The organism is Aquimarina atlantica (assembly GCF_000626715.1).
Classification (GTDB): Bacteria; Bacteroidota; Bacteroidia; order Flavobacteriales; family Flavobacteriaceae; genus Aquimarina; species Aquimarina atlantica.
On sequence record NZ_AQRA01000004.1, the window covers coordinates 59,796 to 80,400 of the forward strand.

General features: G+C 31.0%; 23 protein-coding genes and 3 tRNA genes. 24 read left to right on the forward strand and 2 right to left on the reverse strand.

What is annotated here, in order from left to right:
• Positions 1–22 precede the first annotated feature (22 nt).
• Positions 23–1,621 carry a hypothetical protein gene (locus ATO12_RS09175; RefSeq protein WP_131248800.1) on the reverse strand — a complete coding sequence of 533 codons (1,599 nt, stop codon included), beginning with the start codon at positions 1,619–1,621 and terminating at the stop codon, positions 23–25.
• Positions 1,622–1,889: 268 nt separating this feature from the next.
• Here ATO12_RS09175 and ATO12_RS09180 point away from each other — a divergent pair.
• The 24 genes from ATO12_RS09180 to ATO12_RS09285 all read left to right on the forward strand — a co-directional run bounded on the left by ATO12_RS09180 (position 1,890) and on the right by ATO12_RS09285 (position 19,445).
• A tRNA-Ser gene (locus ATO12_RS09180) sits at positions 1,890–1,973 on the forward strand.
• 16 nt (positions 1,974–1,989) lie between these two features.
• Positions 1,990–2,064: transfer RNA gene (locus ATO12_RS09185), tRNA-Pro, on the forward strand.
• 22 nt (positions 2,065–2,086) lie between these two features.
• Positions 2,087–2,160 (forward strand) — tRNA-Arg (locus ATO12_RS09190).
• A 51-nt stretch (positions 2,161–2,211) separates the two neighbouring features.
• Positions 2,212–2,460: a GIY-YIG nuclease family protein gene (locus tag ATO12_RS09195; protein WP_034241434.1), complete on the forward strand. Its 249-nt coding sequence runs from the start codon at positions 2,212–2,214 to the stop codon at positions 2,458–2,460.
• Positions 2,461–3,119: 659 nt separating this feature from the next.
• Positions 3,120–3,290, forward strand: coding sequence for a hypothetical protein (locus tag ATO12_RS26015; protein WP_165583357.1), 171 nt, complete (start codon positions 3,120–3,122; stop codon positions 3,288–3,290).
• Positions 3,291–3,325: 35 nt separating this feature from the next.
• Entirely contained in the window at positions 3,326–3,499 is a 174-nt protein-coding gene (locus ATO12_RS26020) for a hypothetical protein (RefSeq protein ID WP_165583358.1), read from the forward strand.
• Between the two features lie 189 nt (positions 3,500–3,688).
• The gene (locus tag ATO12_RS24735) at positions 3,689–4,657 is read left to right on the forward strand and encodes an ATP-grasp domain-containing protein (protein WP_051575707.1); all 969 of its coding nucleotides are present in this window, start codon (positions 3,689–3,691) and stop codon (positions 4,655–4,657) included.
• Positions 4,654–4,833 (forward strand): hypothetical protein, encoded by a 180-nt coding sequence (locus tag ATO12_RS09205; protein ID WP_034241435.1) that lies wholly within the window; start codon positions 4,654–4,656, stop codon positions 4,831–4,833. Before ATO12_RS24735 ends, ATO12_RS09205 begins: the two co-directional genes overlap by 4 nt.
• Before the next feature lie 5 nt (positions 4,834–4,838).
• Positions 4,839–5,720: a hypothetical protein gene (locus tag ATO12_RS09210; protein ID WP_034241436.1), complete on the forward strand. Its 882-nt coding sequence runs from the start codon at positions 4,839–4,841 to the stop codon at positions 5,718–5,720.
• Between the two features lie 243 nt (positions 5,721–5,963).
• Entirely contained in the window at positions 5,964–8,153 is a 2,190-nt protein-coding gene (locus ATO12_RS09215; protein ID WP_034241437.1) for a tetratricopeptide repeat protein, read from the forward strand.
• Positions 8,154–8,364: 211 nt separating this feature from the next.
• The gene (locus tag ATO12_RS09220) at positions 8,365–8,574 is read left to right on the forward strand and encodes a hypothetical protein (RefSeq protein ID WP_034241438.1); all 210 of its coding nucleotides are present in this window, start codon (positions 8,365–8,367) and stop codon (positions 8,572–8,574) included.
• Between the two features lie 96 nt (positions 8,575–8,670).
• Positions 8,671–9,240 (forward strand): hypothetical protein, encoded by a 570-nt coding sequence (locus ATO12_RS09225; protein ID WP_034241439.1) that lies wholly within the window; start codon positions 8,671–8,673, stop codon positions 9,238–9,240.
• 33 nt (positions 9,241–9,273) lie between these two features.
• Complete coding sequence (locus ATO12_RS09230) at positions 9,274–10,698, forward strand: DUF1566 domain-containing protein (protein WP_034241440.1); 1,425 nt, start codon at positions 9,274–9,276, stop codon at positions 10,696–10,698.
• Positions 10,699–10,897: 199 nt separating this feature from the next.
• The gene (locus ATO12_RS09235) at positions 10,898–11,461 is read left to right on the forward strand and encodes a hypothetical protein (protein WP_034241441.1); all 564 of its coding nucleotides are present in this window, start codon (positions 10,898–10,900) and stop codon (positions 11,459–11,461) included.
• Positions 11,462–11,475: 14 nt separating this feature from the next.
• Positions 11,476–12,069, forward strand: a complete 594-nt coding sequence (locus tag ATO12_RS09240; protein WP_131248801.1) for a hypothetical protein — start codon at positions 11,476–11,478, stop codon at positions 12,067–12,069.
• Between the two features lie 46 nt (positions 12,070–12,115).
• Complete coding sequence (locus ATO12_RS09245; protein WP_034241443.1) at positions 12,116–12,565, forward strand: hypothetical protein; 450 nt, start codon at positions 12,116–12,118, stop codon at positions 12,563–12,565.
• A gap of 31 nt (positions 12,566–12,596) precedes the next feature.
• Positions 12,597–13,802 (forward strand): type III secretion system chaperone family protein, encoded by a 1,206-nt coding sequence (locus ATO12_RS09250; protein ID WP_034241444.1) that lies wholly within the window; start codon positions 12,597–12,599, stop codon positions 13,800–13,802.
• A gap of 3 nt (positions 13,803–13,805) precedes the next feature.
• On the forward strand, positions 13,806–14,879 hold the full coding sequence (locus ATO12_RS09255) for a trypsin-like peptidase domain-containing protein (RefSeq protein ID WP_034241445.1): 1,074 nt from the start codon (positions 13,806–13,808) through the stop codon (positions 14,877–14,879).
• A gap of 26 nt (positions 14,880–14,905) precedes the next feature.
• Complete coding sequence (locus ATO12_RS09260) at positions 14,906–15,232, forward strand: hypothetical protein (RefSeq protein ID WP_034241446.1); 327 nt, start codon at positions 14,906–14,908, stop codon at positions 15,230–15,232.
• Between the two features lie 5 nt (positions 15,233–15,237).
• Entirely contained in the window at positions 15,238–15,747 is a 510-nt protein-coding gene (locus tag ATO12_RS09265; RefSeq protein WP_034241447.1) for a hypothetical protein, read from the forward strand.
• A gap of 118 nt (positions 15,748–15,865) precedes the next feature.
• A complete protein-coding gene (locus ATO12_RS09270) occupies positions 15,866–16,426 on the forward strand; it encodes a LemA family protein (protein ID WP_034241449.1) in 561 nt (186 codons plus the stop codon).
• Between the two features lie 14 nt (positions 16,427–16,440).
• A complete protein-coding gene (locus tag ATO12_RS24740) occupies positions 16,441–17,250 on the forward strand; it encodes a DUF1266 domain-containing protein (RefSeq protein WP_051575708.1) in 810 nt (269 codons plus the stop codon).
• 3 nt (positions 17,251–17,253) lie between these two features.
• Positions 17,254–18,324, forward strand: a complete 1,071-nt coding sequence (locus tag ATO12_RS09280) for a DUF3137 domain-containing protein (protein ID WP_034241451.1) — start codon at positions 17,254–17,256, stop codon at positions 18,322–18,324.
• Positions 18,325–18,569: 245 nt separating this feature from the next.
• Positions 18,570–19,445, forward strand: a complete 876-nt coding sequence (locus tag ATO12_RS09285) for a hypothetical protein (RefSeq protein ID WP_034241452.1) — start codon at positions 18,570–18,572, stop codon at positions 19,443–19,445.
• A 261-nt stretch (positions 19,446–19,706) separates the two neighbouring features.
• On the opposite strand, the gene ATO12_RS09290 is transcribed toward ATO12_RS09285, so the two are convergent.
• Positions 19,707–20,594 (reverse strand): DMT family transporter, encoded by an 888-nt coding sequence (locus tag ATO12_RS09290; protein WP_034241453.1) that lies wholly within the window; start codon positions 20,592–20,594, stop codon positions 19,707–19,709.
• Positions 20,595–20,605 lie beyond the last annotated feature (11 nt).

A 20,605-nucleotide genomic window follows, 5' to 3' on the forward strand; every position in this document is an offset into this window, starting at 1 on the left:
TATCGCAAAAAAAGCCGATTTATTATTTTGCCAATGCTATTTTAAGCAATAGATTATTCTTTTTACCATCATAAGCTTCCATAATCATACTTTTATTGGGTAATATTGCGGCTTTGGTAAGTTCTAAAACATCTAAACGAGAATTCCTGATATCACTTCCGGTAAGAATTGCTTCTTTAGTAACCTCTCCTGTTGCATCATCAATAACATAAGAAGTAAGATAAATAAACTCTTTTTTGCCATCAAAATATCGCGTAGGGGTTTCATCTAATGATCGTTTAAGATTCGTAAAATCATCTACATAAAATAAATATAGTTTGCCATCGTTTTTAAAATTTAGATAAGACATACTGCGTTTACCTCTAGTTCCCATTTGATACTTTGGCAGTTTATGCATCCATACCATTGTATTATCTGATCCTAATTTAAAAACAAAAATATCCCTGTAATAATATTTATATGTTGTCCTGGAACCCGAAGAACTAGAAGTTGTAAATGATTCTACAAAACGTTGTTCTCCCAGAAAGGTAGTACTTCCATCACTATTAAATACGATATCATTTATTTTAAGCTTTTCTAGGTCTTTTAAATCATTTTCTTTTTGAGTTCCTTCATTAATCCGTTCTTCTCTCTTTAGAGCAAGGCTTTGTAATGTTTCTAAAGGAATATCACTTTTTATTATAGCACCTACGGTACCATTATCAGACAAGGCAGCAGAAAAGACTCCTGAGATCTCTTCTTTATTGTTCGAATTAGCGTAAAATCCTGATACTTTTACTTTTCCCGCTCCATCAACCTCAATCACTGCATCAGTAATTGATCTGCCAGAAATATCAATCTTGCTTTTTATAATTTCACTGCCCTTCTCTTCGGTAATCTTAAAAACTTCAGTGTGGTATGTGTTTTCTAGCTTATTTTTGTCCTTTGATTCTTGATTAAAAACAGAGGCTGTCATATAAAAATGACCGTCATTACCAATCGCAAAATCTTCATTCTGAATTCTGCCAGACGAATATGGTAACGTCACTTTTCTTTTCCACAAAAGACTTAGATCATCCTTATAGACTGCGATTCCTATTTTATCTCCTTTTCCCGAACTTGTTTCTATGCGGTATAAAATCAACAGCTTTTTTTCATCCGCAGATTTTTTGAAAACAAACTTATTAATTCTTCCTCCTGCATCAAATCCGTAAGTACTCTTAAAACCAAAATCTCTATTCACATTTTCTCTGTCATTAACCAACTGAATAGGTTTTTCTACCACTATACCTGTAAGAGATACTTTTTGCGCGTATGCTTTATCATTTATAGAATAAAACACCACTGCTTTTCCTCCCAGTTTCATGACAGTTTCAAAATTTCCTTTGTCATCTACAACTTGTCGTTTCTTTACATCTTCTTTAAGGTTATCTAGAGAATACCTTTGTATAGTCATAGAATTTCGTCCTTTCTTAATAGAAACAAGTCGATTTCCTGAAGCTACCTGATACGTATTTATATTTCGTATTCGTTTATATTTTTCTCCTATTTTAAAAGAAAAATCTTCAAGCAAGATAGGTCTTTGTGCAAATGTGTAGCTAGAGATAAGTAAGGCGAAAACTAAAAGATATCTACTATTCATTTTTATATTGTTTTTATAAATCTTCATAACATAAAATATAGGTCAATAGTATACAAATATATAAAAGAAGTATTTAAGGTTTTTGTAGCATATTGGTCAAAATCTAGGCCAATTTATGTTTAAAGAAAAAACTGATTTTCAAGTTTTTAAAAAGAAGGTTGCGTTAAATAAAAAATAATGGTAAAAAAATGTTGCATCATAGACTCATAAAACCTACATTTGCATCCGCATTTGAAATACTAATGCGATGTTCATAACAGAATGTATAGGAGAGGTGCCAGAGTGGTAATGGAGCAGATTGCTAATCTGTCAACGCGCAAGTGTTGCCTGGGTTCGAATCCCAGTCTCTCCGCTTTATTTTTATGATTCGGGGTGTAGCGTAGCCCGGTTATCGCGCCGCGTTTGGGACGCGGAGGTCGCAGGTTCGAATCCTGCCACCCCGACAATAAAAATAAATTACATACTGGTCGCGTAGCTCAGCTGGATAGAGCATCTGCCTTCTAAGCAGACGGTCACAGGTTCGAATCCTGTCGCGATCACAAAAAGCCTTACTTTTGTAAGGCTTTTTTGTTTTATAACCTTTTCTAAATATGTTTATCGTTTATATTCTTTTTAGTGAAACTATTGATATGTATTATGTAGGGCATACGGCAAATATCAAGGACAGACTAGTAAGACATAATCAAGGAAGAAGTAAATCTACTAAAAGAGGGATCCCATGGAGGCTAATGTATTCAGAAAGCTTTAAAACAAAACCTGAAGCATATCAGAGAGAAATGCAAATCAAAAAAAAGAAATCCAGAAAATATATTGAAAATTTAATTAACTCTAGCGAATAGAGCATCCCGATTTTCTAATCGGGACCATCACAGGTTCGAATCCTGTCGCGATCACAAAAAGCCTTACTTTTGTAAGGCTTTTTTGTTTTTAAATTGCCCGATTTTATTTATTTTTTTGGTAAGCATTCAACAAACTACACCTTCTATGATTTTGTTTTAGGGATTAAAATCAATTGGCCTTAGAAAAATTATCCGAATTTTTCTTACAAGTCTAATGTGATTAACTTAATTCAACTGAAACACAGTCTAAAAAGGGAATGATCAATTTAATTTAAAACTCTCCGAAAATATGGTAGTATTCAACGAATATTAGCTTAAACCTTTCACTTTTTTATTCAGACACTTCAAATAAAGATTTACTATACAGTTTCTAACTAAATGTTTCTACTTTCACTATGCATTTACATGTATATAAAATATAGTGATCATTAAATTATCTATAATGGGAGTTAGACTTAGAACAAGTTTGATGATCAATTTTGTCAGACGAAGTTAATAGCAACTAAAAATCGAAAACAATTCTAAATAACATAACGCATATTTTAGATAATTAAAGACTATTAATATACAATGTCATCTTACAAACTTTAGGTAACCGAAAATTCTGTATGTAAGATGTGTACTAAATTAATTGAGAGTAGGTATTTAAAACTAAAAACATGAAATTGTTTAAAAAATTCACAAACGAAAAACTAAGTTTAGAAAAAACAGCATTAAAAAACATTACGGGAGGTAATTCAAATTCTAGACACGAATACGAACGCTCGTATTGTCAAATAACTGAACGATACATGAATGATATGGATGCCGATTACAAACTGGATAACTAACAAGTTATCATATCTAATTTTTAAAATTTAAAATCATGAAACAAACAGATTTTAATTTACTTACAAAAGAAGAACTGTTAACGATTAACGGAGGGCTTTTAGGAGGAATTACCGATCCTGATTTAGATGAAACTGGTGAAAAAATAACTGATCCTGATAATGAAGGTGATGGTGAAAAATCCCCAAATTACTGCTTAATTGCTCGTTAAAATTAATTTCTCATAAACTATTTAAAGTTTATGAGAAATTTTAAAGTTAAAACATTTAAAGATTTTCTGTTTTGAACTCATCTTGACTTTCAGTCATTTTTTAGGGAAAAGAAAAAGTTAAGATGAGTTCTTTATTAAAATAATAATACTCAAAACATATTGTAAAAAAGTTTTGTTTGATATAAATCAATGAAAAAACCTGAAATTCTTATTATTTCATCAGAAAGAGATATCAATTTTAAATCAATTACTGAATGGTTGTCCTTTTATGATGCCAATTTTTTTTGCATAAATATAGATAGAGATGTCATAAGCATATATGATTACGATATGCAATCAAAAAACATGGTTTTAAGAGTTACAAATGAGTTTGAAAGTTGTAAAATTTCATTAGAATTCTTAAAAACTGTATTTATTCGAAATGGAAGTCTCAAATTTAAAATAAATACTATCCCAGAATTGTTAAGACATAAAAAAGGGATAAAAGATTATATTTATTTTTATGATAAAACATTAGATAGCTTTTTAGAATACTATTTTTTGCAAAATTTTAAAGTTATTGGTTTATGGAACAATGCTTACATTAATAAACTTATTGTTTTAGAAGAAGCTGTTAAGGTAGGATTAAATGTACCCGAAACATATTTAAAGACGAATTTAGAAACACTTTCTTCGCAAAAATCTTACATTTCCAAAACTCTTTCTTTGCCTTTAGTTATAGAGTCTGATACACATAGATTTATGACTTACACTGGTAATGTTGATTTTTCTTCTAATGAAGAAGATTTTATGACATCACTAATTCAAACCGAGATTAAAAAGTTATTCGAAATTCGGGTTTTTGTTTTTTTAAAAAAAATGTATGCGATGGCCATTTTTTCTCAAATGAACGAAGAATCTACTGTTGATTATAGGGTATACAATCATGAAAAACCTTACTTAGACGAACCTTTTATTATTCCAAACGAACTAAAGATTAAAATATTGAATTTAATGGATAGGTTAAAACTAAATACTGGTTCTTTTGATTTCATATATACAGAGACAGGGAAATACTATTTTTTAGAAGTTAATCCTACTGGTCAATTTGGCTACTTAGGTAGTGTTTGTGGAGTAAATTTAGATAAAATTATAGCAGAGGAAATAATTAATTTATGAAAAACATAAAAAAATACAAGGAAAAAATGAAGGAAATTGCTTTTCCTATTGATGTACTTAATGTTAAAGTTTATTCGAAGAAAAGCTTAATTCCAAAAGAAAAAAAACAATTTTATTCTTCAATTAGCAGAGCATATTGGGAGTACGTAACCATTCCTAATAAAAAAATCTTGTAACTCTTATGTATGGTATTTCTAGTAATGTTGCTTTTATAAAGGGATATAAAAAAAGTTTTCTAGTTAATTTTAAAAACCACAATATATTTCACATCGATAATCCAGAAGCTGAAGAAGTATCTAAATTTATTAAACAACGTTTTTTTAAGAAAGAAGAAGTATCTTCTGAATTAATTAATTTTTTTGAAGAACAAAGAATGATTTATAAAATTAATTCTAAAATTTCAAAACAATTCCCTCTTAAAACATTAGAATATAATTCGAAACACCTGATTGAATATTTGGTTCTTGATTACAAAGACGATTTAATTGTACAAAAAGTTCTTAAAATTTGTTCGTTCTTCAAAATTCCAAATTTAATAATTGTTACAAATAATCACTTAACTAAAAAGATAGACGACTTTTTAAGCAATAATTTCTATCCCGAATCTGTCACTTTTATTTCCGACAATGAAAAAATTTATAATAGAAAAAATAATTTTCGTACATTCTATCTCAAAAGAGATAAAAGACCTTTTGTAAACAAAGATTCTATGGATTTAAATTATTCCTTATTTCTAGAATCTCAATTTTATCATAACTATTTTAACAAAAAAATATTCATCGATAAAAAAGGAAATATTAAGAACACTCCAGAATCTGAAATTTCTTTTGGCAACATATATTCTTATAATATTACACAAGTAGTTGCTAAAGCAATTTTCAATCCAAATTTTCAAAAATATTGGAAGGTTAATAAAAACATTTGTAATGTCTGTAAAGATTGTGAGTTTAGGTATATGTGTGTAGATAATAGGATTCCATATCAAAAAAATGAATATGAATGGTTTCATAAAACAGAATGTGATTATAATCCCTATACTGCAACTTGGAAAGAAGAAACATAAACGTCCTAGTAACTATTCTGTATTATTTTGTGGATATCCAGATTCGTGATCTAAGATTTTAGTATACATAAATAATATGTGATCACAGAAATAATAAGTTTTTTAAGAAACGATATACCTTTTTTTTTGTTTTTTTAATTCTCAATCTTATTAAGATAAAACTAGAGAAGTGAACTTTATTTAAATAAATTAGTAGATTTAACAACTAATATTTATTAGCATCAGAAACTGTAAGTTCATTTTATGAATTCTATTAAATACATTTTCATAACATTTGTTTTTTTTCTTTTTTCAAAAGATCTACAAGCTCAAAATAAAAAGATTGACAGTCTAAAAATTGAATTAGAAAAACATAAAACAAATGATACAATTCGAGTTAATTTATTATGTGATTTAGCATTCTCTTCTTTTCAAAAAGACGTGAATTCTGCCAAATTATATCTCGAGAAAGTAGAGGAATTAAGTAACACGCTAAACTATACAAAAGGAAAAGCAAAAGTATCATACTTAAGAGGGGTTATTTTTTCAGCACAATCAGAGTTTGACCAAGCCATTAAAAGCTTTAATGATGCCATTCTGTTGTATGAAAGCATTAATTTAAAAAAAGGCATCTCGAAATGTTATAGAGGTGTAGGGATTACTACTTATTATAATAATGAGTATAGGAAATCTATAGAATATCACAAAAAATCCATTCAAATTGATACCGAAATTAATGACGAAAAAAATACTGCTGTAAGCTTAAAATATATCGCCTATGCCTATTCTGATATGAGCAACTATGATGAGGCGTTAAGGTATTTTAATAAAGCGTTAACCATTAATAAAAAATATAATAATGAGGCAGAAATTTCGAGTTGCTATAATAATATTGGGATTTTATATCATGAGAAAGGAAATAACCCTCTTGCTTTAGAGTATTATAATAAATCATTATTTATTTCAAAAAAAATAAAAGACACTACAGCTATCTCAAAAGCTTTAAATAATATAGGGATTATTTATAAAGGGAATCAGCAATATGAAAAAGCTATACAAAATTATAAAGAGTCTTTAAAAATAGAGGAAAAAGTAGGAAACAAAAGATATATCAGCAAGGCTTTAAATAATTTAGGTATAGTATATAATAGAAAAGGCGATAGCAAAAATGCACTTATTTTTTTAAACAAGGCTTTAAAAATAAGTAGAGAAATCTTATATAAAGATCAGATTTCTATCTGTTTAAACAATATTGGTGATGTTTATTTATTTTCATTTAAAGACAACACAAAGGCTCTTAAAAGTTATACAGAAGCCAAAACTATTAATATAGAGATTGAAGATGACTTAGGGTTATGCAATTCTTATTTGGGAATAGCTACCGTTTATGCAAATCAAAAAAAATATGATCAAGCATTATTTAATGTTTTAAAAAGTAAAGAGCTCTCTGAAGAACACGATCTTTTAGATTTTAAAAAGGATGCGTACGAATTACTTTCAAATATTTATAAAAATACTGGCAATTTTAAAGAAGCGTTTTTTAGTCACCAAAAATTCAAAGCAATTAGTGACAGCCTTTTAAACAAAAAAGGGATTGAACGAATGACAGCTCTTGAATACGAATATAAATACAAAAATGAGTTAGAATCTGCAGAAAAAAGAGAATTAAGATTAACAAAAACCGTAAAAACAACCTCTCAAAATTTAGCAAAGTCACAACGTGATTTATTGTTGGGTGTAATTGCTTTTTTAATAACAACACTACTTTTGGGGGCTATCATTTTCTTTTTAAAATTGAGAAACGAAAAATCCAAAACTCAAAATATTGTGATCGAACAAAAGCTGTTACGTTCACAAATGACCCCACATTTTATATTCAATTCACTCTCTGTTTTACAAGGAATGATATTAAATAAAGAAGAAAAAAAGTCGGTTTCATATTTGTCTAAATTTTCAAAATTACTTCGTATTATATTAGAAAATTCGAGAGATAAAACCGTTTTACTATCTCAAGAATTAAAGGCAGTGAGAAATTATCTAGCACTTCAAACTTTAGAGAGTAAATCGAGTAAATACACCGTTTCTGTAGAAGATACAATAGATGAAACTTTATTTAAAATATCACCTATGCTTATTCAACCTTTTGTTGAAAATGCCATAGAACATGCCTTTACTGATCAACAAGAAGAAAAGATCATTAATATACATTTGTCATATCTGAATAACGATTTAATATGTAAGATCTCAGATAATGGCATTGGCATTGATGCTGTGAAGAAAAATAAAAACCACGATAAAAAATCATTATCCACTACTATAACCTTAGAGCGATTAGAAATATTATCAAAAGATTTTAAAATGAGAGGTTCGGTTATGGTTGAAGATCGAAAAAAATATAACGAAAAAGGAACACTAGTCACTTTGGTAATCCCTTACATTCTACAAAAACCTTAATACTGTACTCTATATAAAAATAGTACTCACAGAAGATAAAGAATATATCAGAAACAGTTTATTTAACGTATTATAATTAGTAACTATTCTATCTTTTGCGAATATTTTTTTAAGTATCACGTTTATTTGTTCTAAAGCTTCAGAAATAGATTACCTATTTCTTACTCCACTCCTACCATATACTTTTATCACAAATAATCGATAAAAGCATATGGAAAACATTAAAACAAAACTAGGTCAAGGTGGATTATTACTGGCAGCAATGGGCATCATGTCTATCCTGCTCTCTATTTTTAACTATAACATCAAATTACTTTCCTGGGTAGATCTATGGGGAAATACCATGGGTTGGATTATTAGGTTTCTTCTCATACTTGTAGGAGCTGCATTGTTCATTCTTTTTGGAAGAAATGAAGAATAAATCAATGAAAATCTATACCCAAAATAAATGATCACATATCTAAATGTTTAATATGGGGATATACCCCACTTCTCAAGAACAATACAAATAAAACATATGAAAACAATACAATGTATAGCAATAATTGCGGTTGCAGTAGCAACTCTAATATCCTGCGGAGGAAGCGTAACCAACCAACCCGCTAATGCAGATGGTTTTTCTGCTATCGCAAAAGAAATAGAAAACAAATTTGGTGAACATGCGCATTTCACAAACATAACTGTAATGCACAACAAATCTATAGGGAACACAATTTCATTAACTGTTACTGAAGCCCCAGAATCCTTAAAAATGGGACAATGGAATTTTATAAATGGCTCTTGGACACAAAACTCAGAGATTACTGTTGAAATTCCTGAAGGTACAAAAGCAGCTGATTTTATGTTTCAGTTAGATGAGAAAATAAACCTTAAAAAATTAGGTGAGTTAACCGAACAATCCTGTAAACGATTAACCACCGAAAAAGATATCAAAAACCCTACGTTAAAAATGGCTTTTGTAAAGTTTCCTAAAAACGGGGATAACTCAAAAACAGAATATGTAGTTACGCTTGAACCAGAGAATGGAGGAACCAGCTTCACATTTTACTACAAGCTAAACGGCGATTTTATAAACATGAACTACTAAAAATAAAAACCAAAAGAATAAAAGTAAAAAAACATGAAAAGAGCATTAAAAACAACATCCTTATTAATAGCAATATTGTTACTTAATTTTAGCTGTAGTAAAGACGATGAAGTTCTGGCAATTAATCTTAAAGATGTAAAAGTAACTATCGATGAAAACCCAACAAACGGACAGGTTCTTGGTAAAGTTGAAAGCGATAACAGCAGTTCATTAACTTTTAGTATAACAACCCAAACACCAGCAGGAGCGCTGAGTATAAATAAAAACACAGGAGAACTAACCGTTGCCGATGCGACATTGTTCGATTTTGAAACAAACCCTACAATTACGGCTACTGTTTCTGCGAATGGAGCTCTAAACAAAGCTACTGTAACAATTAGTATAAATAACATTAATGAGTTAAATATTCTGAATTTTACTACTAGCATAGATGAAAACCCAACCGATGGGCAATCGCTAGGTACAGTACAAGCCACAGGAGATGCAACATTAAGTTACAGTATCGCTTCTCAAACACCAGCGGGAGCATTAAGTATAAATGCAAGTACAGGAGAGTTAACCGTTGCAGATGCTACCTTGTTTGATTTTGAAACGAATCCAACAATTACAGCAACTGTCGCTGTTGATAATGCTGGAAATATCCAGAATACAAATGCAACAATCAACCTTAATAATGTAAATGAATTAATAAGCGTTCAGAACTTTACAACAACCATCGATGAAAATCCAACCAATGGATCTGCGCTTGGTATCGTTCAGGCCAATAGTGCTGGCACCTTAAGTTTTAGTATTACCTCCCAAACACCCGCAGGAGCATTAAATATAAACACAAGCACAGGGGAATTAACGGTTGCTGATGCTACCTTGTTCGATTTTGAAACTAACCCTACAATTACAGCTAATATCTCTGTAAATAACTCCGAAAATACCGAAACAGCTACAACCACAGTTAATCTTAATGATGTAAATGAAATTGGTGAGTTTAAGTATGGAGGTGTTATTTTTTGGTTAGATCCTTCAGATAATAACCATGGCTTAGTATGTGCTGTTAGCGATCATCCTGCTAATTTAACTTGGGGATGCCTAGGTACAGATATAGCTGGAGCTAATGGAACTGAGATAGGACAAGGTCAAGCCAATACAACTGCGATTTTAGCCAGTTGCTCTACAGCTGGTATTGCAGCAGATATTGCATCAAACAGTACTTATGGAGGTTATACCGATTGGTTTTTACCTAGTAAAGATGCTCTAAAGGAAATACATATACACAGAGCAATAATAAATAATACTGCAGCTTTAAATGGAGGATCGGATTTAGTATCTCAACATTACTGGAGTTCATCACAAGTTAATGCTTTTGGGGCTTGGGCAATTTTAATTGGTGTTGGAACTGAAAGTTCAGGGTCTAAATCAAATATGGCTTTAGGTTTTCATACACGTGCAGTAAGAGCTTTCTAAAATTTTTGATTCAAAAAAGCAAATCACCTTTAAAACAAGGTGGTTTGCTTATCACTAAAAAAGCCCTAAGCTTTTCTCTATAGAAAAATAATAACATCAAAAACAGAGTACAGCCCTTCGTTAGATTCTACTTATAATTTTTCATCAACAGCTAAGGCCATAGTATAATTAAAAACAAACCAGTTTATTAACATAAAAAATGAAAAAAATAACAATTGTACTTTTAATAACAATTTTTTTCTCCTGCAAAGGTAAAAAGGACTACATCAGTGATCCCGATGACATCGTATCTATACAAAAACTTGTAAATGAGGTTTTCGAAAAGGACAAAGAAGTCTATTACTTTTCATTAAGCAGTGCCGAGAGACTAAGAGGAACCTTAAGTTCAATCTATTTCACATATAAATTTAAAGATACCTATTTTAATCAAACCTATGATGTACAAAGTAATACTTTTAGTGATCCGGTTAAAAAATCACGTGATTACAAAAAAGGTTTTAAGATCGGTGATCTAGATCTAACTGCCATCCCAGAAAGGTATATGGAAGCGCTACAAATTTTGGAAGATAAGAAGCTTCTAAAAGAAGACAAACTTTATTATCTGGATAGCTGGGATTATAGAATAGATAGGAAAGGAGAAGTTTATGTAGACTTTACCTTAAACTTCTATGTAAGTTCAAACACTCATGGTAGAGTAAGAACTACAACATACGACTCTCATAATTTTACAATAAAAAACAACCAGTTAAAATTACGGAAATGATAAAAAATAGTTTCATGACTATTTCCATTATTATGTTACTCTTGTTAACAAATTGCGGAAGTGGTAATTCTGAAATCGTATTACATACCCAGGAAGGTATAGATAACTTGAACAAGTTGCTTGAAAATGAGTTTGATTTAGAAAAGGAAATTACATCATTAAGTATTTCAAATCAAAACTCATACTCCCCAAAAGTGGATCAAATTTCGATTTTCTTTACTGAGGATAATATGAAAGATATGTGGTTTTATTCAATAACTACATCAAAGCTTCATAAGCCAGAACCTAAAGAGAAAAGTGATTACCAACCAAAATCACTAAAGATCAAAGATCTAAATACGGCCAAAATACTCGCCAATTACAAAGAAGCAGTAGCAATGATTACCAATACTACAGATGAATTTGCAAATTTTTACTTAAACGGATACAACATACAAGTAAATCAAGATTCAGATATAATAGAACACTCTTTTAATGTTTTTACAGAAAAAACAAAAAATGGGGTAAGCTACTATGGGAAAAGGTTAGTAGAAAACAAGTTTAAATTTTCGTTTGGTACAGATAAATCGGGAAAACTAATCTGTACGGATGGATTAGATGTTTTTTAACACCATTCTTATTAACATATTCATATTAACAATAAAAAACTAAAAAATGAAAGTAACGGTATTTAAAGCAATTGATGACCCAACAATTGATGACATAGAAAAAGTAATAAAAGATAAACTTGGAGACAAGTATACTTATAAATCGTCTAGAAAAGCATCTAGTATGGCAGGTAAATTATTAAAAGGATCTGCAGAAGATTCCATTACGGTAATAAAAAATGCGTATCACAGATTTGTAGTGGTATTACGTGCAGAAAAAGATCCAACATCACTGTCTGGTTTATATACTTCTATTCATTTTTCAAGTGCAACATTAGCAGGTTGGTTAGGCTTTTTACATAATGAAGTTGGTTTTATAGGTCGAATTATTATTCGTACCATTTATGGTAAAGATGATCCTATTTATGATGAAGTGAAAACCATAGTAAAGGATAGTTTTAGAATTGAAGAAGAAACGATTGATACTGGATTGGGTTCTCTATTTAAAAAAGCATAACAAGCTGATCTATTACTAAATACTACATAAAATGAATAAAAACAATACTTATTTCCCGCCAATACATGCAAAAAAAGCAGCTACCCGGCAAGATGAAAAGTGGGATGAAGCAATAGCTTTGTTTAACAGCAAACAATACAATAAAGTCTTACCCACAATATTGGATTATGTTGGCAGTCATTTACAAAGCAAAAAAAATGGTAATACCTATGAAATAGCGCATGGATCTGTGGTTATCACGATTACGCAAACAGCAGAAGAACTGTTGATAAAATGTCCTTTTCTAAACATCGAAAATGCTAAAAAAGTACCATTGATGCGTAAGTTGGCAGAAATACGTATGCATCCGCTTAACCTTACTAATGTTACGTTAGAGAATGATCTGGTTTATTTTTCTTTTTCTTGCCCCATAAATTTATGTGAACCCTATAAAATTTACGGTGTACTTAGAGAAATTTGTTACTATGCAGACAGTTATGATGATGAGTTTATAGAAAAGTTTGATGCAACACATCTTCAAGAACCAAACATAACACCTTTACCAGACAATGTAAAGGAAGAAGCATATTCTAATTATCAAAAAATTATAGAAGAAGGTATACGGCGCTTTGATCATTATATGGAAAATCGCCACGAAAACAATGCCTGGTACACGCTAAACATTACTTTAAAAAGAATAGAGTTTTATGCAGAACCGCAAGGGTATTTACGTACCGTATTAGAAAATGCCATAGACGATATTTTTGACAGAAATACTCCTTTTCAGAATCGATTGCTAAATGGTAAGGCAAGTTTAGAAAAATTACAAAGCTATTCTATCGATAAATTTTCAGAAGATTTATATCAGGTAGAGACATTCATTCCTCATAAGTATAGCGGTAAAAAGGAAAATATCAGAGAAAATTGGGAAGACAGTTATATAGATGCCCGGGAAATGATAGCTAATTCTAGGTTTGAAGATGCTACAAATTTGTTGCAATCCTGCTTCTATGGTCTGTTCTACTATAATCTGGTTGATGAAAGCATCAGTAACCCCATTACCGACGCTTTGGCCCAAGCCAATGGACTGGATTGGAACCAGGCAGCTCCTACTTTATTGAAAGGAATGGAAGCCGTTATGGAAGATAATTTTCTGGATAATGATTATGGAATGGATTTATCAAAAATAATGGGAGAACAAATGCAACAATCCATGGCAGCAATGCAGCAAATGATGAAAAATTTTAAAGTAAACTAAACAATGAGTATCGTAAATAATATAGAAAATTCAGTTTATAGAATTAATACTTCCAATGGTTCAGGAACAGGGTTTTATAGCCTACAAGATCATGTTATTGTAACCAATTATCACGTAGTATCTGGCTGTTTAACGGTAAGTATAGAAGGGCAAGATAAGAATAGATATTTGGCAAGGGTTGTGTATATAAATCAAGGTAAAGATATTGCCTTTTTACAAGCAGAAGATTTACCCAAACCTGCCGAGACCATACTTACAAATCACGATAGCGAAACCGCCTCTAGAGATAAAGTGCTAGTATTAGGGTATCCATACGGTATGCCCTTTACGGTTACAGAAGGTATTGTATCTAATCCCAGACAGATCATAGGGGGGAGTAATTTTATACAAACAGATGCTGCTATCAATCCAGGAAATAGTGGTGGCCCTGTAATTAATGAAAAAGGTGAATTAGTAGGTATCGCAACATCTAAATTTTCGGATGCAGATAATATGGGCTTTGCAATCCCAATAGAAACGCTACGCGAAGAGCTGGAAATTGTTAGTGAATTATCTGGTGAGTATACTATAGGTTGTCCTAGTTGCAATAGTTTAATCGAGGAGAAAACAGATTATTGCCCTAATTGTGGAAACGACATTGATGAAAAACTATTTGAAGAAAATCCGCTTTCAGATTTTAGTTTAAAAGTAGAAGAAGCCATTACTAAATTAGATTTAGATCCGGTTTTGGCAAGATCTGGTAGAGAACGTTGGTATTTTCATCAAGGTAGTGCAGAAATACGAATGTTTGTATATGATAATAATTATTTGTTTGCCACCTCTCCGCTAAACGATTTACCTCGTAAAAATTTAGCCGAAGTATATACATATATTTTAACTGCCAATACAGGGAAGCATAGATTATCCATTTCTAATAATCAAATATTTCTCTCCTACCGAATACACATAAGTGATTTGTATTCAGAAAACAAAGAAGAATTTCTTGAAGACATCGCACAATTGGCTTTAAAGGCAGATGATTTAGACGATATGTTCGTAAATGACTTTGGTGCAAAAATGACACATTATAGTAAATAATTTTATAACCCCAAAACTAAAAATCAATGTGGTTTATATTTCCAACAATTATACTATTGATAGGCTCATTAGGGCTTTATCTTAATATAAAAGCCTATAAAAAAGGAGAAACTATTAGTTTCAAAAAACTCATAGTTACAGTAATGCTCATTTTCTTAGGTGGTGGTGTTTTTCTACAAAAAATGGGAGTAGTTGACAATGAACATTTAAAACAACTATCACTTGCTTTTGATAAGGAAGCTAGAGAAGAAATAGAAAAGGAAAGGGAAAAAAAGAAAAAAGAAGCAGAAGAAAAGAGAAAAGAAATGTTTAAGCGAATAGGCCGAGAAACTAAGAAATTAAGTGAAAATTAAAACTCATGAAAATTAATAAAACTGTACAATACATAGGAATCTTTATTGCAACAGCACTATTTTTTCTATTTCAAAATGGAGGCGACTTGTTTCAAGGACCCGGAGAGAAAGGAGAAATTACAACTATTGAAACCTATAAAGAATTAAGAAAGCAAACTTCAAGTGACGGTAAACGTATTGCATTTATAGGTAGAGCATCTGTTTCAAATGCTGATATTACCCTAAGAATTGGAGCTCCTCTCAATTTAATGTTCCTTACTCCTGACGGTACTTATATAGAGCACCTCCCCTTTCCTTTCGGAAAAGAAGATAAAAACTCTTGTTACCTGCCAAATTCTTTTACTCCAGAAGATTTAGTCCTATATGACAATGAAGGTAAGCTACATAAATATGATGAAAATGTTATGGTATCATTCACATTAGAGCGCATAACAAATGCCATACCCGAAAAAGACCCTAAGACCAATGAGTATGCCTGGAGATATAATCAGTTAAGAATTGATCCAATAGAATAAGAAGATTGAAAAATGAAATGCTCTTCTACCATCATTCTATTATTTGTGACCATATTATCTAGTAAAGCACAAAGAACCTCCAAATACAAAGAATATAACCATTAAAAAAGTAAAAATTATGGGAGTAATGATAATAGTAGCGGTTGTATTACTAATTCTAATAGTAGGAATTGTAATTAACAACCAAATAATTGCTAAAAAAAACCAAGTGGCACAAGCCTTTGGTAGTATAGAAATTTATCTTAAAAAACGGTTTGATTTAATTCCGAACCTGGTAGCAACTCTCAATAAGTATCTAGCACATGAAAAAGAGATCCTGCTAAAAGTTACAGAACTTCGGAGTCAAATAGAAAAAGCAACCGAGCCTAAAGCAAAGATCGAAGCTTCTAATGAATTGACAAAAGTTATGAGTGGTTTGAATATTAATGTAGAGAACTATCCAGATTTAAAAGCCGATACACAATTTATAAACCTTCAGTTTGAACTGTCGGATATAGAAGACCAGATTTCTGCAGCCCGTAGAGCTTTTAATGCAGCAGTGACAAGTTATAATAATAAGATACAAATGTTCCCTGCAAGCATAGTGGCGAGTATTAGAAAAGACAAAGCAGAAACGCTGTTAGAAATCCCAAAAGCAGAACAAAAAGAAATAAATATCAATCAATTATTAAACAATTAAAATCGAATATACATATGCAAATGTTACAAAATTTACCATGGTATGGTTATGTGTTACTGGCAATAGGAATTATTTCTTATGCTTATAAATATTTTAAAACAGCTAAAGAAGGTCATGATGAAGCCGATTTAAAAAAAGTTAAATTTAAATCATCAGAAGGCAGTACTCTAACCAGAGAACAACAGTTTGCCATTGCTCTATACACACCAATAGCAGAATGGTGGGGCGCAGATACGAATACTTTAACATTTCTTAACCAAAAATCTGCAAATCGCTACTTAAAAAGATGGCGTATAGACACTAAAGAAGGATACTGGGACTTAACCGAGTATTTTATGAAAGATGGTAGACGTTGGTACTATAACTTCATTTATAATATGATAAACACTTTGCCCGAAGAAGACTGGGAGAAGGTAATGAAAGATTATTTTGGCGATAATGAAAGAGCCTTTAATTATCTAAAAGTGTTAACATCTAATAAAGCATTAAACGAACTCAAACAAAACGGGCTTTTTACCTTTGATAACGAAATGGATATGGGTATTGCCGGGTATGATGCAGCAATCCTGGTAGGACAAGCCAGAAAAGCCTATACTACAGGTATAATTACAGAAGAAGAAGCTTTTAAAGTTATCAAATTTGCAAGAGAACTTGCCATACATCATTTCTCTTCCTGGGAAGAGTTTGGAAAAAGTTTTATCCTTGGTTTTGCGTTCGATCAACAACATCGTGAGCGTTCTTATAGAGAAGAAATATACCATCTCTACAAGCAAGTATCAGAAAATCCGGTGAGCCCATGGAATACTATTAATTGGCCCAGTTAAACTATGGAACGTTTAATAGAAAAAGTATATGCAGAGGTAAGTAATGAACTTTCTATTATTTACCAAAAAAGAAAGTACACCTTATTTTTTCAAAAAATAATGTGGCTTATCACAGGGGCTTATTTTGTTTTAATGCTATTAAATATAGGAGCTAATTATTTTCCTAATTCAAAAAATAGCTTTTTAAGTTTTTTCGAACAGTTTAAGGCAGCACCTAATAATCCTTATGCTAATATATACCCCATTATAGGATTGGTAATTTTATTATATCCCACCGCATATGGATTTGCAAGAGCATTTCAAAAATTCAAAATAAAGGAAACGCAAACCATAGCCAAAATGGTGAAAATGTTATTCCCAAAGGTAAGTTTTGCCCAAAACACAGCTGTTCCCACCAACGAAATAGCCAAAAGTAAACTCTTTTCCTGGATAAACGTAAACTCGTTGATGTATAGCTATGGGCAACTACGAAGCTCAACAAATGATAATGTTATCAACATTGCCGATATAGGTATTGTTGAAGAAAACATTTCGAACAAGACCATTGGTAGTTTTATGCGCATTCCAATACTAAATATAGTTCTGATAATATACCAGTATGTACTCAAAAATATATTCACCAACAAATCAGCAGATAATGTCTATTATACGTTTAGAGGCATGTTTTGTTGGTTAAGGTTTAAAAAATCTCTTAATGGGCATACGGTAATTTTAACAAATAATCAGCGTTCTAAATTAGATCGGTTTTTCAGTACCCATTTTAAGGAAGAGCAAAAAATACACTTAGAAGATCCCAGGTTTACCGATCAGTTTATAGTGTATGGAACCGATCAGATCGAAGCGCGTTATGTATTGTCTACAGCACTTATGGAACGAATAGTTACTTTAAAAGAAAAATTTAACCAGCCTATACTCTTATCTTTCCAAAATCAACAAATGTACCTGGCTATAAAAAACGAAAATGGTCTGTTTTCTTTTCCATCCGGAAAATTAGCCAGTATAAAAATTATAGAAGAATTAGCTAATGATATAGAAACGGCTTTGCAAATAAGTACTGAATTAAAATTAAACTAAATTAGAATATGTTTTAAAAAAGAGAATGAAACACAATACTATTATAAAGTTATAAATAACTGAGAGATCTTCAATAGTAATGTTGTGTATTCTATATGTCACCTTGTTGGTAGTACTAATAACTTTCATAGACTTTAAGCTCATCAACAAACAAATCTAGATCATTACCTACTACTCTATTTACCGAGCTTTGATCTTACCTATTAAGCCCATATTAAATCCTAATTGAAATCTGCTACCGGATAATGGTTTGCAGATTTTTTATATTTACTAAAAAATACATCATACATGGGGGAGCTACTGAAGGATATAAATCTATACTTATAAATATTGAAAATGATGAGTACATCATCGCTTTTCTTGCTAATACAGGTGATCAGACAAATGAACTTGATCTTGCTAAAAAATTACAACAATACTATATACTACAGAAAATGAAAACTAGATTACTATTTCTAAGCATTACCTTATTTGTTTCGGGTATTACAAATGCACAATCTATAACCGGATTATGGACCGTAGATCAAGTAAGTGTAGGCGACAAAAAAATGACTCCAATCGCTAAATGGTTTAAGTACAATGCAGATCACTCGTATCAAGCTGGTAATGGATGGTTACAAAATGACGAAGGTAGCTGGACATACAATAAAAAAGAAAAGCAATTTCTTCCTGAAAGTAAAAATGGTAAAGATGAGTACGGAGCCTTTAAAGTTGAATTTTCTAATGATAAAATGAAATGGATACGTATAGAAGATGGAATGAAAGTAATAGTTTCTTTATCCAGAATCTCTGATGTACCTAAATCTCCCAAAGATAAAGCTGTCGGAAACTGGCAACTGGTTTCAGTATATAAAAATCAAAAAGACATTACAAAATCTTACAATCCAGAAGGTAAAGAAGCTATTTTTATTCGCTGGACAGGAACGTACCGTAAAACACATCCGGATACTTCAAGATCAAATGGATATTGGTATATGAATGCACACAAACCCGAGCTACATTTAATTGACTACAATCGCGCTATAGATGTTCAGGTATTTATAGTTTCGTTTCAGGATAACCTAATGACAATGAAACCTAAGAATACCAAAAACATTACATTTACATATAAAAGAACATAAAAAGAGGTTATAAGGAATAGTACTTATCGTATCGTGTAAATGCATATTATAATAAATAGTTTCAATCCATAAAATCTTTCCTTTTTTTAATTTCTTCAAGAAATTTTTCTTTATCCTGTTTATTAAATTTCTTTATAATTTTCTTCATAAAGAAAGACCAAATGAAATATTTTCCAAATGACGAGTTCATACAGCAAATCTATTGATTAGTATATTGTGATAAATGGTTATGTAGTTTCCTTTAGTTTTGCAAGAATCTGATTAGCTTGTTTTTTTGTTTCTTAACGCTAATACATTCCCCAAAATAATAAGGACAATTCCCATAAAAGCATATATATCGGGTTTATATCCTTCAAAAATGGTAGAAATAGTTAAGGCAATCACTGGTATTACCACTATAACATAGGCTGCTTTACTTGCCCCTATTTTACCTATCAAGGTAAGATAAGAAGTAAATGCAATAATAGACCCGAAAACTGTCAAATATGCCAGTGATGAGATATAAGAAAATGAGGTGTCGAAACCTATAGATTTTCCGCTAAACAAAGCTATTAATAACATTGCAGCAGCACCATATAGCATTCCAAAACCATTGGTTTGAATAACAGGAAGCTTAAATTTGCGTTGATTATTTGAAGAAGTAATATTTCCCAAAGAAGCAAAAATGATAGAGCAAATACAAAATATCAATCCCTTAAGCTGATCATTGGTTAAATCTATCCTTCTAAACTCGGCCTGGTATATCAGAACGGTTCCTAAAAGCCCGAAGATAGCCCCTATTATGATCTCTTTTTTTATTTTATCCCCTAAAAATATTGCTCCAAAAACTATGTTCATAAAAATTAATGTAGAAAACGCTACAGCCACTAACCCACTACTTAGATATTGTTCTGATAAATATACCAACCAATAATTTGTTCCAAACAATAAAACTCCCTGTAAAGCAATAAAAAAGTGTTGTTGTTTTGTAAATGATAACGGAAGTTTTCTAATCTTAGAATACCCTAATAATATAATACCCCCTAGTCCAAATCGATAGGCAACAGAGACTATTGGATCTACAGTTCCCAATTGGTATTTAATGATATACCACGTAGATCCCCATATTAATGCTGGAATTATAAATAATAAGTAATTAGATTTTAGCATAGTTAAATAAA